The sequence below is a fragment of the Halorubrum zhoui genome (assembly GCF_051194155.1).
In the GTDB taxonomy this organism is placed as follows: domain Archaea; phylum Halobacteriota; class Halobacteria; order Halobacteriales; family Haloferacaceae; genus Halorubrum.
This window is the reverse complement of the sequence record NZ_JBLZNJ010000007.1, coordinates 87,035-102,402: the sequence shown is the minus strand read 5'-3', so window position 1 is coordinate 102,402 and position 15,368 is coordinate 87,035. Positions and strand designations below refer to the sequence as shown.

At 66.9% G+C, this 15,368-nt stretch carries 16 protein-coding genes and 1 other RNA gene; 15 read left to right on the top strand and 2 right to left on the bottom strand.

Going from position 1 to position 15,368, the window contains the following annotated elements; genetic code table 11:
- Positions 1 to 68 precede the first annotated feature (68 nt).
- The 14 genes from ffs (at position 69) to ACNTAO_RS11045 (ending at position 11,893) form a co-directional block, all read left to right on the top strand.
- Positions 69 to 380: signal recognition particle sRNA (ffs, locus tag ACNTAO_RS11110), an RNA gene on the top strand.
- Between the two features lie 82 nt (positions 381 to 462).
- The gene (gene purE / locus ACNTAO_RS11105) at positions 463 to 1,077 is read left to right on the top strand and encodes a 5-(carboxyamino)imidazole ribonucleotide mutase (RefSeq protein ID WP_435162074.1); all 615 of its coding nucleotides are present in this window, start codon (positions 463 to 465) and stop codon (positions 1,075 to 1,077) included.
- 124 nt (positions 1,078 to 1,201) lie between these two features.
- Positions 1,202 to 1,621, top strand: a complete 420-nt coding sequence (locus tag ACNTAO_RS11100) for an NADH-quinone oxidoreductase subunit A (protein ID WP_435162073.1) — start codon at positions 1,202 to 1,204, stop codon at positions 1,619 to 1,621.
- The gene (locus tag ACNTAO_RS11095) at positions 1,618 to 2,316 is read left to right on the top strand and encodes an NADH-quinone oxidoreductase subunit B (protein ID WP_435162072.1); all 699 of its coding nucleotides are present in this window, start codon (positions 1,618 to 1,620) and stop codon (positions 2,314 to 2,316) included. Before ACNTAO_RS11100 ends, ACNTAO_RS11095 begins: the two co-directional genes overlap by 4 nt.
- A complete protein-coding gene (locus tag ACNTAO_RS11090; RefSeq protein ID WP_435162071.1) occupies positions 2,313 to 3,980 on the top strand; it encodes an NADH-quinone oxidoreductase subunit D in 1,668 nt (555 codons plus the stop codon). Before ACNTAO_RS11095 ends, ACNTAO_RS11090 begins: the two co-directional genes overlap by 4 nt.
- Positions 3,980 to 5,053, top strand: coding sequence for a complex I subunit 1/NuoH family protein (locus tag ACNTAO_RS11085; protein ID WP_435162070.1), 1,074 nt, complete (start codon positions 3,980 to 3,982; stop codon positions 5,051 to 5,053). The genes ACNTAO_RS11090 and ACNTAO_RS11085 overlap by 1 nt, the downstream gene beginning before the upstream one ends.
- A gap of 1 nt (position 5,054) precedes the next feature.
- Complete coding sequence (locus ACNTAO_RS11080; RefSeq protein WP_435162069.1) at positions 5,055 to 5,516, top strand: NuoI/complex I 23 kDa subunit family protein; 462 nt, start codon at positions 5,055 to 5,057, stop codon at positions 5,514 to 5,516.
- Between the two features lie 93 nt (positions 5,517 to 5,609).
- Positions 5,610 to 5,882 (top strand): NADH-quinone oxidoreductase subunit J, encoded by a 273-nt coding sequence (locus tag ACNTAO_RS11075; protein WP_435162068.1) that lies wholly within the window; start codon positions 5,610 to 5,612, stop codon positions 5,880 to 5,882.
- A complete protein-coding gene (locus ACNTAO_RS11070) occupies positions 5,879 to 6,211 on the top strand; it encodes a hypothetical protein (RefSeq protein ID WP_435162067.1) in 333 nt (110 codons plus the stop codon). Before ACNTAO_RS11075 ends, ACNTAO_RS11070 begins: the two co-directional genes overlap by 4 nt.
- Positions 6,211 to 6,513 (top strand): NADH-quinone oxidoreductase subunit NuoK, encoded by a 303-nt coding sequence (gene nuoK / locus ACNTAO_RS11065; RefSeq protein WP_435162066.1) that lies wholly within the window; start codon positions 6,211 to 6,213, stop codon positions 6,511 to 6,513. The genes ACNTAO_RS11070 and nuoK overlap by 1 nt, the downstream gene beginning before the upstream one ends.
- 1 nt (position 6,514) lies before the next feature.
- Positions 6,515 to 8,536, top strand: coding sequence for an NADH-quinone oxidoreductase subunit L (gene nuoL, locus ACNTAO_RS11060; RefSeq protein ID WP_435162065.1), 2,022 nt, complete (start codon positions 6,515 to 6,517; stop codon positions 8,534 to 8,536).
- The gene (locus tag ACNTAO_RS11055) at positions 8,533 to 10,065 is read left to right on the top strand and encodes a complex I subunit 4 family protein (protein WP_435162064.1); all 1,533 of its coding nucleotides are present in this window, start codon (positions 8,533 to 8,535) and stop codon (positions 10,063 to 10,065) included. Before nuoL ends, ACNTAO_RS11055 begins: the two co-directional genes overlap by 4 nt.
- Positions 10,058 to 11,569, top strand: coding sequence for an NADH-quinone oxidoreductase subunit N (locus ACNTAO_RS11050; RefSeq protein ID WP_435162063.1), 1,512 nt, complete (start codon positions 10,058 to 10,060; stop codon positions 11,567 to 11,569). Before ACNTAO_RS11055 ends, ACNTAO_RS11050 begins: the two co-directional genes overlap by 8 nt.
- A 51-nt stretch (positions 11,570 to 11,620) precedes the next feature.
- Positions 11,621 to 11,893, top strand: coding sequence for a hypothetical protein (locus tag ACNTAO_RS11045; protein ID WP_435162062.1), 273 nt, complete (start codon positions 11,621 to 11,623; stop codon positions 11,891 to 11,893).
- A 40-nt stretch (positions 11,894 to 11,933) separates the two neighbouring features.
- Here the strand turns inward: ACNTAO_RS11045 and ACNTAO_RS11040 are convergent, their stop codons facing one another.
- The gene (locus ACNTAO_RS11040) at positions 11,934 to 12,158 is read right to left on the bottom strand and encodes an H/ACA ribonucleoprotein complex subunit GAR1 (RefSeq protein ID WP_435162061.1); all 225 of its coding nucleotides are present in this window, start codon (positions 12,156 to 12,158) and stop codon (positions 11,934 to 11,936) included.
- Positions 12,159 to 12,160: 2 nt separating this feature from the next.
- The gene (srp19, locus tag ACNTAO_RS11035) at positions 12,161 to 12,439 is read right to left on the bottom strand and encodes a signal recognition particle subunit SRP19 (protein ID WP_435162060.1); all 279 of its coding nucleotides are present in this window, start codon (positions 12,437 to 12,439) and stop codon (positions 12,161 to 12,163) included.
- Positions 12,440 to 12,588: 149 nt separating this feature from the next.
- Between srp19 and alaS the strand changes: the two genes are divergently transcribed.
- Positions 12,589 to 15,363 (top strand): alanine--tRNA ligase, encoded by a 2,775-nt coding sequence (gene alaS, locus ACNTAO_RS11030; RefSeq protein WP_435162059.1) that lies wholly within the window; start codon positions 12,589 to 12,591, stop codon positions 15,361 to 15,363.
- Positions 15,364 to 15,368: the final 5 nt, after the last annotated feature.

Genomic DNA, 15,368 nt, shown 5'->3' with positions numbered 1-15,368 from the left:
CCGGCGGGTACCGTCGCCCGACGTTCACAGCCGAACGAAAGGCCCTTATGTGCTACCAGGGTAGGTGTATGTGGACTAGGTCGGGCGGTTAGGCCCCGCTCGTCACCCGTGAGGCAGTCTTCAGCGGGGACCGAACACCGGGCGCGTCCGGTCGGACCGGCGCGGGCCCCGAGAGCCAACGTGGAAGCCTCGTCCGCCGGGGACAGCGGTCCGCGGCGCCCGCTCGAAGGAGCGGTCCGTCGCGGTTCGCCGGCGATACCGGGTCAGGCGCGGAAGCGAGCAGCCCACCGCCGGACGCCCGTCGCTCGTCGGGTCGCGGGGTGGAGGAGGCAACCGGGATACCCCGGGTCGGAACGCCGGGCCACCTCGGCCGTCCACCACTCATACGATATCCTTCGAGCGACGCGTCCGTGTCCGCTCGAAGCCGCAACCACTTACTCCTCGTGTGTCCTTGCCGCACCCGTGACCTCGATACACGACCTCATCGAGCGGCTCGAGACCGAGGCGGCCGCCGACGTCGACCCGGCGACGACTCCCGACGTCGGGATCGTCATGGGCTCCGACTCGGACCTCGAGACGATGGCGGGTGCCGTCGAGGCGCTCTCGACGCTCGGCTTCGCCGAACAGACCGACTTCGAGGCGCCACCCGACGCCCGATTCACCTACGAGAGCTACGTCGTCTCTGCACATCGGACGCCCGAACTCATGGTCGCGTACGGCGAGACGGCCGCCGACCGCGGGATCGACGTCATCGTCGCGGGGGCGGGCGGCAAGTCGGCGGACCTCCCGAACATGACGGCGTCGATCGCGTATCCGATCCCCGTCATCGGCGTCCCGGTTCAAGAGAAGTCCGTCGACTCCGTCATCGGGATGCCCACCGGAGCACCGATCGTCGCCGTCGACGCCGGAAAGTCGTTCAACGCCGGGCTGTCGGCGGCACAGATACTCGCGCGCGAACACGGGTGGCTCGAGGACCAGTTGGTGGAGTATCACGACGCCCTCGTCTCCGACGTCGCGGCGACGTCGGCGTCGCTCCACGACGACGGCGTCGACGCCTTCCGCGACGGGTCTGCGTGAGCGACCGGCGGGCGTCGCCCGTCGGCGCGTCTCGCAGCCGGAGACGACCGCATACGGCCGGGCTCTGCACAACTCAACGCTTATCAGGGGGCAGTTCGAATCTCGTCGTGTTACGGAGACCTACATGAGCGATTGGATAGCGATCGGCGCCTTGGCGGCCGTCGGCCTCCTCATCCCGATCGGGATGATGACGGTCTCGGCGTTGCTCCGCCCGAGTGTGCCTGAGACCGGCAAGAGTACGACCTACGAGTCCGGCGAGACCCCCACCGGAGGGACGCGGATCCGGTTCAACATCCAGTACTACATGGTCGCGTTGTTGTTCGTCGTCTTCGACATCGAGACCGTGTTGCTGTTCCCGTGGGCTGTCATCTTCCGCCCGGCCGTCGCAGCGGGTGTGCCGATGATGGACCTGCTGTGGCCGATGCTGGCGTTCGTCGGCATCCTCGCTATCGGACTCGTCTGGGCGTGGCGGACGGGCGCGGTGCAGTGGGCCCGCAGCCCCCGTGCGTCCCGCAGAAAGACCGAGCGTGAGATCAACACATGAGCAGCGATCAACCCTTCATCACCGACGAATCGAGCGTGGTCACGGAGACCCGCGACAGCCGTATGAGCGGTCAGGGCGACCGATTCAACTCCCGACTGCGGGAGGCGTTCGGCTCCTCGCCGTTCATCCTCACCAAGTTCGATAAGTTCCTGAACTGGTGTCGCGGCTCGTCGATGTTCATGCTCCAGTTCGGCATCGCCTGCTGTAGCATCGAGATGATGCACACGTACGCGGTGAAACACGACCTCGACCGCTTCGGTAGCGGCGTCCCCCGCGCCTCGCCCCGACAGGCCGACGTGATGATCGTTCCGGGAACGATCGTCTCGAAGTTCGCCCCGCGGATGAAGCGGGTGTACGACCAGATGCCGGAGCCAAAGTTCGTCGTCGGGATGGGCTCGTGTACCATCTCCGGCGGCCCGTTCCAGCAGGGATACAACGTCATCAAGGGCGCCGAAGAGGTCATCCCCATCGACATCCACGTCCCGGGCTGTCCACCCCGGCCGGAGGCGCTCGTCTACGGCGTCGCGAAGCTGCAAGAGCGCGTCGCCAATGGCGAGGCCGCGCCGGTGACGGTAAAGCCGTACGAGTTAGAACAGTTCTCCGACCTCGACCGTGACGAACTCGTCGAGAAGCTCGCCGACCAGATCGACGACGACGAACTCGTCATGCGGTACAACTTCGCCGATTCGCCATGAGCCTCGAAGCACCAGACACCCCCGAGACGGACGCGGCCGTCGAGCCGACGCCGGACGAGCTGGCGGCGCTGCTCGGCGACCTCGTCGTCGACCGCGACGACCACCTGAACGCCCCGGGATTCGTGATCCGACCGGATGCGGTCCAGGAGACGCTCTCGACGCTCAAGACGGAGGCCGGCTACGACCACCTCTCGCTCGTCACCGCTCAGGAGTACGAGAACCGCTACGAGTCGATCTACCACCTGAAGAAGTTCGACGACCCGACCCAAGAGGTGAGCGTCGTCGTGCCGGCCGACAAAGACGATCCGGTTTCGGAGTCTGCCGATGCCGTCTTTCGCACGGCCGACTGGCACGAGCGCGAGGCGTACGACCTGATCGGCATCGAGTACGACGACCACCCCGACCTCCGGCGGATCCTGCTGCCCGAGACGTGGCAGGGACACCCGCTCTCGATGAGCTACGACCAAGAGCGTCCACAGATCGCGACGCTGCCGGAGCACGCGAACCCGCTTCAAGATCACCACCGCGACGCCGAGTCGGACACGATGTTCTTGAACATCGGGCCGCACCACCCGGCGACGCACGGGGTGCTCCACCTGAAGACGGTGCTCGACGGCGAGCAGGTCGTCGACGTCGAGCCGGACATCGGCTACCTCCACCGCTGTGAAGAGCAGATGGCACAGTCGGGCACCTACCGGCACCAGATCATGCCGTACCCCGACCGCTGGGACTACATCTCTGCGGGCCTGCTCAACGAGTGGGCATACGCGCGCGCGGCCGAGGACCTCGCGGACATCGAGGTGCCGGAGTACGCGCAGGTGATCCGCACGATGGGCGCAGAGATGTGTCGTATCGCCGCACACATGCTCGCGCTGGCGACGTTCGCACTCGACGTGAACGGCGACTTCACCGCGACGTTCATGTACGCGATCAACGACCGCGAGCGCGTCCAGGACCTCCTAGAGGACCTGACGGGCCAGCGGCTGATGTTCAACTACTTCCGGCTCGGCGGCGTCGTCTGGGACCTCCCCGAGCCCCGCGAGGAGTTCTTCTCGAAGACCCGGGACTTCCTGGACCAGCTGCCCGGCTCCGTCGAGGAGTACCACAACCTCGTCACCTCGAACGAGATATTCCAGATGCGGACGGTCGACACCGGCATCCTCCCGCCGGAGGTCGCGAAGAACTACGGCGCGACCGGTCCGGTCGCGCGCGGCTCCGGCGTCGACTACGACCTGCGTCGTGACGACCCGTACGGCTACTACGACGAGCTCGACTGGGACGTCGTGACCGAGGACGGCTGTGACAACTACAGTCGGCTGCTCGTGCGCATGCAGGAGGTCGAAGAGTCCGCGAAGATCATCGGTCAGTGCGTCGATCTCCTCGAGGATTGGCCAGAAGACGAGCGCACGATCCAGGCGAACGTGCCGCGGACGCTCCGCCCGGACGACGACGCCGAGATCTACCGTGCCGTGGAAGCGGCGAAAGGCGAGCTCGGGATCTACATGCGGTCGGACGGTACCGACAAGCCGGCGCGGTTCAAGATCCGCTCGCCGTGCTTTTCGAACCTGCAGACGCTGCCGGAGATGGCCAACGGCGAGTACATCCCGGACGTGATCGCGGCGCTCGGAAGCCTCGACATCGTGTTGGGTGAGGTGGACCGCTGATGGGGACCGCCTCCGTCCAGCTGTTCCCCGAGTTCCTCACGGAGACGTTCGGGCTCCCTGGCGTACTCGGTGAGATCGTCGCCGCGCTCGTCGCGGCGGCGATCGTCGGCAACATCGTGCTCGCGTTCACCGGCGTCGCCGGTCCGTGGGCAAAACGCAAGATCACGGCCGCGTTCACCGACCGGATCGCCGTCGACCGGGTCGGCCCGTTTGGGCTGCTCATCATCCCGGCATCGGCGGTGCAGCTGCTCGCCAAAGAGCTCATCGTTCCCGAGGGTGTCGACCGCCCGACGTGGGACCTCGCACCGACCGTGCTACCGGCGTCGGCGTTGCTCGGCTTCGCCGTCATCCCGATGGGGCGGCTCGGGCCGGTGAACTTTCAGCTCGCGGACCCCGAGGTCGGGCTGGCGCTGGTGTTCGCGTTCGCCTCCATCGCCTCGGTCTCGCTGGTGATGGCAGGGTACGCGTCGAACAACAAGTACTCCATGCTCGGTGGGCTCCGCGCGGTGGCACAGAACCTCGCGTACGAGATCCCGCTCATCGTCACCGCGATGTCCGTCGTGATCTTCGCGGGAACGCTCCAGATGAGCGAGATCGTCGCCGCACAGAGCGCGGTGCTGTTCAGCGTCGGTGGCGTCGAGGTGCCGAGCTGGTTCGCGTTCGTGAACCCGTTCGCGTTCGTCCTGTTCCTCACCGCGAACATGGCGGAGATCGGGCGCAACCCGTTCGACATCCCGGAGGCGCCCACGGAGATCGTCGCCGGATATCAGACCGAGTACTCCTCGGCGTACTTCGTGTTGTTCTACTTGGGCGAGTTCGTGCACATCTTCCTTGGCGGCGCGATCCTCGCGGTGACGTTCCTCGGCGGCGCGTCTGGCCCCGGCCCGGAGAGCATCGGGTTCCTCTGGTTCGTGGCCAAGATCTGGGGCTTCTTCCTCTTCACCCAGTGGGCCCGCTCGGCGCTGCCGCGGGTCCGCATCGACCAGCTGATCGAGATCGGCTGGAAGGGGATGTTGGTGTTGTCGTTTGCGAACCTGGTGCTCACGGCCGTAATCGTGGGGGTGATCGCGTAATATGATCGGACTCATGAAATCGATGGCGACGACGATGAAACACGCACTGGACGGTAACACGTTCACGGTGAAGTACCCCGAAGAGGCGCCGGACGTGAGTCCGCGCTTCCGGGGCGTCCACAAGTTCAGCCAGGAGCGGTGTATCTGGTGTCGACAGTGTGAGAACGTCTGCCCGAACGACACGATTCAGATCGTCCAAGACGACCAACGGAACGGCGAACAGTACAACCTCCACATCGGCCAGTGTATCTACTGTCGGCTGTGTGAGGAGGTGTGTCCCGTCGACGCGATCTTGTTGACCCAGAACTTCGAGTTCACGGCGGACACCAAAGACGACTTCGTCTACAACAAAGAACAACTGAAGAACGTCCCGTGGTACAAGGGGATCGACCCGCTGGAGTCTCGCAACCCCGACCGTGGCGCGTGGATCGGCGAGGGCGACGGCGAACTCGACTACCAGTGACGACAGCCTCGCACTGAGGTACCCGTATTCGGGCGGTACTGCGCCGGCCCCATCTCGAAATCTTCAAAGGGCCGCTGAGTGGAGAAGTACACAATGGTTTACGACACCATCGCGTTCGCGCTGTTCGCCGCGGTGACGCTGGCGTTCAGCCTCGGGGTCGTCCTCGCGCGTGACGTGTTTCACGCCGCGCTGCTTCTGGGCGGTGCCCTGACGAGCGTTGCGGTGCACTACGTGATGTTGCAGGCGGAGTTTCTCGCCGCCATGCAGATCCTCGTCTACGTCGGCGGGGTGTTGATTCTCGTCACGTTCGCCGTGATGCTCACGCGATCCGACCGAGCCGACGACGCGGAGGTGACGAGCGGATGAGTACCGACGGACCGTCCGGACGACTGCTACCCGCCGTCGCGGTGGCCGGCCTGTTCGCCGTGCTGGCTGCGACGACGCTCTCGGCCGGCTTCGGCGACGCCGCCGGCTTTCCGGCGGACGCGTCGGTCGTCCACAACGTCGGCTACGCGCTGTTCAACCTCGACGAGGCCGCGTCGATCCCGTCGGAGGGCTTTCTGGCAGCGTTTCTGATCGTCGCCGTGGCGCTCGACGTCGCCGTCGACGGCGCGATCTACCTGGCGCGTCGCGAGGACGACGGGTCGGTCGTCGCGGCGATCGGCGAGGCGCTCACCGACGGGGGTGAGCGGTAGTGATCCCGGTCGCGTGGTACCTGTTGCTCGCTGCGGGGCTGTTCTGTGTCGGGCTGTTCGGCGTGCTCACCCGGCGTGACGCGCTCTACTTTCTGATGAGCGTCGAGCTCATGATGAACGCGGCGAACGTCAACTTCGTCGCGTTCGCGCTGTACTACGGTGACCTCACCGGCCAGGTGTTCGCGCTGTTCGTGATCGCGCTCGCGGCCGCCGAGGTCGCGGTCGGGATCGGGATCATCCTCGTGTTGTATCGTAACTTCGGGGACATCGACGTGACGGTTCCAGCGGAGATGAGGTGGTAAGATGTTCGACGCATACGTACCGGCGGTCGTGTTGTTACCGTTCGTCTCGTTCCTCGTCGCGCTCGGCGCGGGACAGTACCTCCCGAGAGGCGGCGCGCTCTCGGGCATCGCCGCGACTGGCGGCGCACTGCTGTTGTCGCTGCTGCTCGCCGTCAGGGTCGCCGGCGGAGAGGCGTACAACGAGACGCTGTACGTGTGGGCCGCCGGCGAGCAGTTCACGCTCACGTTCGGCGCGCTCATCGACCCGCTGTCGGCGCTCATGCTGGTCATCGTGTCGCTCGTCGCGCTCTTGGTGCACGTCTTCTCGCTTGGATACATGAACGACGAGGGCGAGGTCGGCCTGCCGCGGTACTACGCCGGGCTCGGGCTCTTTACCGCCTCCATGCTCGGGTTCGTCGTCGCCGACAACCTGCTCATGGCGTTCATGTTCTTCGAGCTGGTCGGGCTCTGTTCGTACCTGCTCATCGGCTTCCACTTCCGCGAGCCCGGCCCGCCGTCGGCCGCGAAGAAGGCGTTCTTGGTCACCCGCTTCGGTGACTACTTCTTCTTGGTCGGCGTGGTCGCGGTGTTCGCGACGTTCGGCACGGCGGCGTTCGCGGGCGAGGGATCGTTCCCGGCGCTCGCCGAGGCGGCGCTCAACGGGTCCGGTGAGGCCGTGTGGACGCCTGGCAGCCTCGACGCACAGACGTGGTTCACCGTCGTCGGGTTACTCGTGCTCGGTGGGGTCGTCGGGAAGTCCGCACAGTTCCCGCTGCACACCTGGCTGCCCGACGCAATGGAGGGTCCGACGCCCGTCTCTGCGCTGATCCACGCGGCCACGATGGTCGCGGCGGGCGTCTACCTCGTCGCGCGGATGTACGGCTTCTACGCGCTGACGCCGACGACGCTCGCGGTCATCGCTTTCGTCGGCGGCTTCACCGCACTGTTCGCGGCGACGATGGGCGTGGTGAAAGACGAGCTAAAACAGGTGCTCGCGTACTCGACCATCTCACAGTACGGATACATGATGCTCGCGCTCGGCGCGGGCGGGTACGTGGCCGCGGTGTTCCACCTCACCACCCACGCCTTTTTCAAGGCGCTGTTGTTCCTCGGTGCGGGATCCGTGATCATCGCGATGCACCACAACGAGGACATGTGGGACATGGGCGGGCTGCGCTCGAAGCTCCCCGTCACCTACTACACCTTCCTGGCCGGGTCGCTCGCACTCGCCGGGATCTTCCCGTTCGCCGGCTTCTGGTCGAAAGACGAGATCCTCTACGAGGCGCTCGTCCACGCGCCCGGCGAGCCGCTGCTGTTCGGTGGCTACCTGATGGGGCTGCTCGCGGTCCCCGTCACCGCCTTCTACACCTTCCGGATGGTGTTTTTGACCTTCCACGGCGAGCCTCGCTCCGAGACGGCCCGCGACCCCGAACTCGTTCGCTGGAACGTGAAAGGGCCGCTTACGGTCCTCGGTTCGCTCGCCGTCGTCACCGGCTTCATCAACATGGTGCCGGTCCAGAAGGTCCTCGGAGTGGAGGGGATCGACCTGCTTCACCGCTGGCTGGACAACGAGTGGGGCGGCATCGAGGGACTTTCCTCGCACCACTACGCCGACATCGGTCCGTACAGCAGCGGGTACGTCGTCGGCGGCGAGGTCGCCACGGTGCTCGTCGGCGCGGCCGTCTCGCTCGGCTTGGCGTTGACCGGTCTGCTGGTGGCGTGGCGGCTCTACAACGTTCCGTCGCCGACGGAGCACACGGCCAAACTCGGCGGGATCAAAGACGTGCTGTACAACAACTACTACCTCGACGAACTGCAGGTCTGGCTCGCGTATCGAATCGAAGACGTCGCCGGCGGTGCCGACACCGTCGACCAGGGGATCATCGACGGCGTCGTCAACGGCGTCTCGTCGGTGAGCCTCGCTGGCGGGAGTCGAGTGCGTCGGATTCAGACCGGACTGGTCTCTGAGTACGCCGCCATGCTCACGCTGGGGCTGCTCGCGTTGTTGGTCGTGCTCGGCCTCGACGGGGGGTGGTTCCTGTGATACTCGAGGCGCTCATCGGGTTCACGTTCCTCGCCGCGCTGGTCGTGCTCGTCGCGCCCGACGCGTGGGCCGGTCGGCTCGCGGCCGCGGTGAGTCTCGTCCCGTTCGCGGGCGCGCTCTACGCGTGGTCGCAGTTCGACGGCGCTGGTAACGCGCTCACCGGCGGGACGATCGCCTTCGAGTCACGGGTCGAGTGGATCGAGGTCGGCGGCCGCACGGTGTCGTGGTTCGTCGGGCTCGATGGAATCAGCCTCCCGCTCGTGGTCCTCACCACGTTCCTCGTGCCGCTCGCCATCCTGAGCGCGTGGACGCCAATCGACGAGCGCCAGAGCCAGTTTTACGGCCTGATGCTGTTCATGGAGGCCAACCTCCTCGGCGTGTTCACCGCGCTCGACTTCTTCGTCTGGTTCATCTTCTGGGAGGCCGTCCTCGTGCCGATGTACTTCCTCATCGGCATCTGGGGCGGGCCGCGCCGGAAGTACGCCGCGATCAAGTTCTTCGTGTACACGAACGCGGCCTCACTCCTGATGTTCATCGGGTTCACCGCGCTCACGTTCGCGCTCGGTGAGTCGGTGGACTCGTTCGGCCTTCCGGCCATCACGGCCGCCATCGCGGCGGGCGAGCTCTCGACGTGGTTCGGGATCGCTCCCGGAACGATCGCGATGGGGGCGTTCCTCGCGATGTTCGCCGGCTTCGCGGTGAAGGTGCCGGTCGTCCCCGTCCACACGTGGCTGCCGGACGCTCACGTCGAGGCGCCGACGCCGGTGTCGGTGCTGCTCGCCGGCGTCCTGTTGAAGATGGGGACGTACGCGCTGTTGCGGTACAACTTCACGATGTTACCAGACCAGGCCGCCGCGTTGGCGGTCCCGATAGCCGCGATCGCCGTGATAAGCGTGATCTACGGGGCGATGTTGGCGCTCGCACAGAAGGACCTCAAGCGCATCGTCGCGTACTCGTCCGTCTCGTCGATGGGGTACGTCATCTTGGGGCTCGTCGTCTTCACCGAGTACGGCGTCGGCGGCGCGACGTTCCAGATGGTGGCTCACGGGCTCATCTCCGGGCTGATGTTCATGGCTGTCGGGGTCGTGTACAACGCGACGCACACGCGGATGGTCGGCGACATGGCCGGGATGGCAGACCGCATGCCGGTCACCGTCGGCATCCTCGTCGCCGGTGCGTTCGGGTACATGGGCCTGCCGCTTATGGCCGGCTTCGCGGGTGAGTTCTTCATCTTCGTCGGCTCGTTCGGGGCCCCGTCGCTCCCGTACGCGCCGGTTTTCACGGCGCTCGCGATGTTCGGCATCGTCATCGTCGCCGGCTACCTGCTGTCGGCGATGCAGAAGACGCTGTTCGGCCCCTTCCGGCTCGAGACCGACTACGAGGTCGGCAGTGCGCCGTTCCACGACGTCGCGCCGCTCGCGGTGCTGCTCGTGGCGATCATCGTGCTCGGCGTCGCTCCCGACCTCGTCTTCGAGATGATACGCGACGCGACGATGCCGGTCGTCGAGGGGGTGAGCGCCAATGTATGAGGCGCTCCCGGCGTGGGCGTCGCTCTCGCCGGCACTCCTGTTGGGGCTCGCGGGGCTCGCGCTGTTGTTAGTCGATACGATCCGACCGAACGAGCGGTCGAACACCGTGCTTGCGACCGTCGGGACCGTCGGTGCGCTGGCGTCGCTCGCGGTCACCGTGTGGTTCGTCGTCGCCGGCGTCGGTCACGCCGACACCGGTGGGGCGGTCACGCTGTTCGCAGACGCGGTGAAAGTCGACACCATGTCGCTGTTTTTCACCGCGATCTTCGCGTCGGTGACCGCACTCGTGGTCGTGGCCGCTCACGACTACTTCGACGACCACGCGCATCCGGCGGCGTTCTACTCGCTCACCCTGTTCGCGGCGACGGGGATGTCGCTTCTCGCGGTCGCGAACTCGTTCGCGGTCGTGTTCGTCGCCTTGGAGATGGTGTCGCTGCCGTCGTACGCGCTCGTCGCGTTCTCGAAGTCGAACCGCGGAAGCGTCGAGGCCGGGTTGAAGTACTTCCTCGTCGGCGCGCTCTCTTCTGCGGTGTTCCTCTTCGGCATCTCGCTGGTGTACGCGGCGACCGGGTCGCTCGTGCTCTCGGGGGTCGCCGCGGGCATCGGCTCGGTCGGCGATCTCGCCGGCATCGCTGGTGTTGGCATCGTAATGATCATCGGCGGCGTCGCGTTCAAGACCGCCTCCGTGCCGTTCCACTTCTGGGCGCCGGAGGCGTACGAGGGTGCGCCCGCACCCGTGAGTGCGTTCCTCTCGTCGGCGTCGAAGGCGGCCGGGTTCGTGGTCGCCTTCCGCGTCTTCACGGAGGCGTTCCCGATCGGCGCGTCGCTTGCGGCGAACGTCGACTGGGTGCTCGCGTTCGGCGTGCTCGCCGCGGTGACGATGACGCTCGGGAACTTCGCGGCGGCCGTTCAAGAGGAGGTCAAACGGATGCTCGCGTACTCGTCTATCGGTCACGCGGGCTACGCGCTCATCGGGCTGGCGGCGCTCTCTGCGGGCGGCAGCGGCAACCACGCGGTGATGGGTGCCGCGATGGCGCACCTGCTCGTCTACGGCTTCATGAACACCGGTGCGTTCCTCTTCGTCTCGATGGTCGAGCGGTGGGGCGTCGGGCGAACCTTCGCCGACTACGGCGGGCTCGCGCGCCGCGCGCCGCTCGCGTCGACGGCGATGGCCGTGTTCATGTTCTCGCTCGCCGGGCTCCCGCCGTTCGCGGGCTTCTTTTCGAAGTACTTCCTGTTCTTGGGTGCGATCGACAACGGCTTCGTCTGGCTCGCGGCGATCGGTGCCGTCAACAGCGTGCTCTCGCTGTACTACTACAGCCGCGTCGTCCGCGCGATGTTCCTCGACGACCCGGCGACGCCGGGCGCACTGGAGGTCATCGACAGCCGCCCGACGGCCCTATACGCGGCGGTGATGTTCGCGGCGGTCGCGACGGTGCTGCTCTTGCCCGGCTTCGGGCCCGTCATCGAGACGGCCGAGGCGGCGGCCGCGGCGCTCTTTTGAGCGCGGTCCGCCGATCCGCAGATACTCGTTCGTCCGGCTCGTCGGTTTCGTATGAGCCGAACGCGAACGTATCGGTGTCTCGCGTGTCGCGACCACACGGTGTGCCGGTCGTTCGACGTCGCATCGCTGTCGCTTCAGTGTCCCGTGTGTTCCTCGTTCGAGCGCTTCCTCAACGAGGCCGTCTACGAGCAGTTCGCGGCGTTCGAAGCCGAGCCGCCCGCGGACCTGGCGTGGGATCGACTCGACCGCCTGGAGAAGCTCGTGGTCTGTGAGCGGCTCGTGCGGTCCGACAAGACGCTTGCGGACTTCGCCGTCGAGGAGTGAGCGCGTCGCGGCCGCACGGGTGTCACCGCGTGTACAGACGTCACCGCGTGTACAGCGACGCGCCGACGAGCGTCGTGAGCGCGTCGTCTGGGGTGACGGCGACGTACGGGTGGTCGACGGGACCGAAGACGTCGACGACCCGACCCACTCGCGAGAGCGACTCGTCGACGACGCCGGCGCCGATGGGCGGCGGATCCGCTCCGGGGGACGCACGGGCGATGGCGAGCCCGCCCGCGGTTCGCACGACGGTTCCGACGCGCTGCATCGTCACTCGCGAATGACCCCGAGGTACGCGGCGACCGCCTGTACGAGGTCGTTCTTGCTGGTGTCGTCGGTCCCCTTCACCACGACCGACCCCCGGGGCGTGTGCTCGCGGGAGTACGTCGTCTCTCGGTCGATCACCGCGTCGTAGCCGACCTGCTGGACGGCCTTCGCGATCTCGTCGACGGTCGGCTCGGCGACCGCGAGTCCCGTCGGGACGCGACGGCCCTCGGTGCGCGACCGGTCGGCGTCGAAGTAGGCGGGATACACGACGTTCTCGACCATACCACAGAGAGCGGACCGGCGGCGTAAGGCCGTTTCGAACCACGGCGCGGGGTCGTCGCCGGCCGTGGACCGGCCGCGGTGACCCGTACACCGACGGCCGTGAGCCCGCCCCGGAACCCTTTTAGACGAACACGGGTCAGAACATGGTAATGAGCGATCTCGACGCGGAGTACCGCCTCGACTACTTCGAAGAGGAGGGATTCGAGCGAAAGGAGTGTCCCTCCTGCGGGGCGCACTTCTGGACGCGCGACGCCGACCGCGAGCTGTGCGGTGAACCGCCGTGTGCGGACTACACGTTCATCGACAACCCGGGCTTCGAGGAGGCGTACACGCTCTCTGAGATGCGCGAGGCGTTCCTCTCGTACTTCGAGTCGCACGAGCACGAGCGGATCGAGCCGTATCCGGTCGCCGCGAACCGGTGGCGTGACGACGTGTTGTTGACCCAGGCGTCTATTTACGACTTCCAGCCGCTCGTCACCTCCGGTGAGACGCCGCCGCCGGCGAACCCGCTCGCGATCTCACAGCCGTGTATCCGGATGCAGGACATCGACAACGTCGGCAAGACGGGTCGACACACGATGGCGTTCGAGATGATGGCTCACCACGCGTTCAACACGCGCGCAGACGCCGAAGAAGCGTACGCCTACGAGGGCGAGGTGTACTGGAAAGACGAGACCGTCGCGTACTGTGACGGACTCTTCGAGGCGCTCGGAGCGGACCTCTCCGAGATCACCTACATCGAGGACCCGTGGGTCGGCGGCGGCAACGCCGGACCGGCGATCGAGGTCATCTACCGCGGCGCCGAGCTGGCCACGCTCGTCTTCATGTGTATGGAACAGGACCCCGACGGCGCGTACGAGATGAAAGACGGGAACACGTACTCGTTCATGGACACGTACATCGTCGACACCGGCTACGGGTTAGAGCGGTGGACGTGGATGAGCCAGGGGACGCCGACGGTGTACGAGGCAATCTACCCCGACGCGATCGAGCTGCTGAAGTCGAACGCGGAGCTGTCGCACACCGACGAGGAGGAGGCGCTGGTCCAGCGTGCGGCGACACTCGCCGGACGACTCGACATCGACGACGTCGACGACGTGGAGGCCGCCCGCGGCGACATCGCCGACCGACTCGACGTCGACGTCGACCGGCTTCGCGAGCTGATGGAGCCGCTCGAAGCGATCTACGCGATCGCCGACCACTCGCGAACGCTCGCGTACATGTTCGGCGACGGGATCGTGCCGTCGAACGTCGGCACGGGGTACCTCGCGCGGATGGTGCTTCGACGGACGAAACGGCTCGTCGAGGAGGTCGGCGTCGACGCCCCGCTCGACGAGCTCGTCGACATGCAGGCCGAGCGACTGGGCTACGAGAACCGCGACACGATCCGCGAGATGGTCCGCACGGAGGAGACGAAGTACCGCGAGACGCTAGAGCGCGGCGCGAGACGCGTCGAAGCGCTCGCCGACGAGTACGCCGACGCCGGCGAACCGATCCCGACGGACGCGTTGTTGGAGCTGTACGACTCTCACGGGATCCAACCGGACATGGTCGAGACGATCGCCGCCGAACGCGGCGCGAGCGTCGCGGTGCCGGACGACTTCTACGCGCTCGTCGCCGACCGGCACGAGGAGACGGACGACGGCGACACGGCCGCAACACGCGACGACCGATTCACCGACCTCCCCGAGACGGAACAGCTGTTTTACGACGACCAAGGTCGCACGGAGTTCGAAGCGGTCGTCCTCGACGTCTTCGAGGCCGACGAGGGGTACGACGTCGTCTTGGACCAGACGATGTTCTACCCGGAGGGCGGCGGCCAGCCGGCCGACCACGGACAGCTCGTCCACGGCGAGACGACCGCGGAGGTGACCGACGTCCAGTCGGTCGACGGGGTCGTGCTCCATCGCACCGACGCCGACCCGGGCAAAGGCGAGATCGTCCGCGGCCAGGTCGACGCCGAGCGCCGCGACCGACTCCGGGCTCACCACACCGCCACGCACGTGATCGGCCACGCCGCCCGTGAGGTGCTCGGCGACCACGTCAGACAGGCCGGCGCACAGAAGGGAATCGACTCCTCGCGGCTCGACGTCCGCCACTACGACCGTATCAGCCGTGAACAGGCCCACGAGATCGAACGGGTCGCCAACGAGCTCGTCCGCGAGAACCTCCCGGTGTCACAGGAGTGGCCCGAGCGAAACGCCGCCGAGGCCGAGTACGGCTTCGACCTGTACCAGGGCGGCGTGCCGCCGGGGACGAGCATCCGACTGATCCACGTCGGCGAGGTCGACGTGCAGGCGTGTGCGGGTACGCACGTCGACCGCACCGGCGACATCGGTGCGATACGCGTCACCACGACCGAGCCGGTCCAAGACGGCGTCGAACGGATCGTGTTCGCAGCCGGTGCGGCCGCCGTCGAGGCGACACAGCGGACCGTCGACGCGCTGGCCGACGCAGCCGACGCACTCGACGTGGACCCCTTCGACGTGCCCGCGACCGCAGAACGGTTCTTCGAGGAGTGGAAAGCTCGTGGAAAAGAGATCGAGGCGCTCAAGACGGAGCTGGCTGAGGCGCGTGCGTCGGGCGCGGCGGCCGAGCCGGTCGAGGTCGACGGGTTCAGTGCCGTCGTCCAGCGGATCGACGGTGACGCCGCAGAGCTGCGAGCGACGGCGAACGCTCACGTCGAGGACGGCCGCGTCGCGGTGCTCGGCAGCGGTCTCGACGGCTCGGCGAGCGTCGTGGTCGGGGTCCCCGACGCGGTGGGCGTCGACGCCGGTGCCGTCGTCGCTGCGCTCGCCGAGCGCGTCGGTGGCGGCGGCGGCGGACCGCCGGACTTCGCACAGGGCGGCGGCCCGGACGTCGACGCGCTCGACGACGCGCTCGCGGACGCCCCAGACGTGTTACGCACGCTCAGCGAGGCGTGACCTCC